This window comes from Rhodohalobacter sp. 8-1 (assembly GCF_038150125.1).
Lineage (GTDB): Bacteria > Bacteroidota > Rhodothermia > Balneolales > Balneolaceae > SW132.
In genome coordinates, this window is sequence record NZ_JBBVMF010000068.1 from 1 (window position 1) to 502 (window position 502).

A 502-nucleotide genomic window follows, 5' to 3' on the forward strand; every position below is an offset into this window, starting at 1 on the left:
CGAAGACACTGTTCGGTTTATTTCTGCCAAGAAGGGCGAGCCGGAATGGCTGCTGGAATGGCGCCTGAAGGCCTTCCGCCACTGGCTGACTATGCCGGAGCCAAAGTGGGCCAAGGTGCAGTTCCCGCCGATCGACTATCAGGATTCCTACTACTACTCGGCACCGAAGTCGCCCGACGACGGCCCCAAGAGCCTGGACGAGGTCGACCCCAAGCTGCTGGAGACCTACGCCAAGCTGGGCATTCCCCTGAATGAGCAGAAGATGCTGGCCGGTGTCGCGGTCGACGCCGTGTTCGACAGCGTCTCGGTGGCGACCACCTTCAAGAAGAACCTGGAAGACGTCGGCGTCATCTTCTGCCCGATCTCCGAGGCGGTGAAGAACCATCCGGAGCTGGTGAAGAAGTATCTCGGCTCGGTGGTGCCTTACGGTGACAACAAGCACGCCTGCCTGAACTCGGCGGTCTTCACCGACGGTTCCTTCGTCTACATCCCCAAGGGGGTG

At 60.8% G+C, this 502-nt stretch carries 1 pseudogene; it reads left to right on the top strand.

Features of this window, described 5'->3' with window-relative positions:
• A pseudogene (locus tag AABW11_RS20040) lies at positions 1-502 on the top strand (Fe-S cluster assembly protein SufB); the annotation flags it as partial.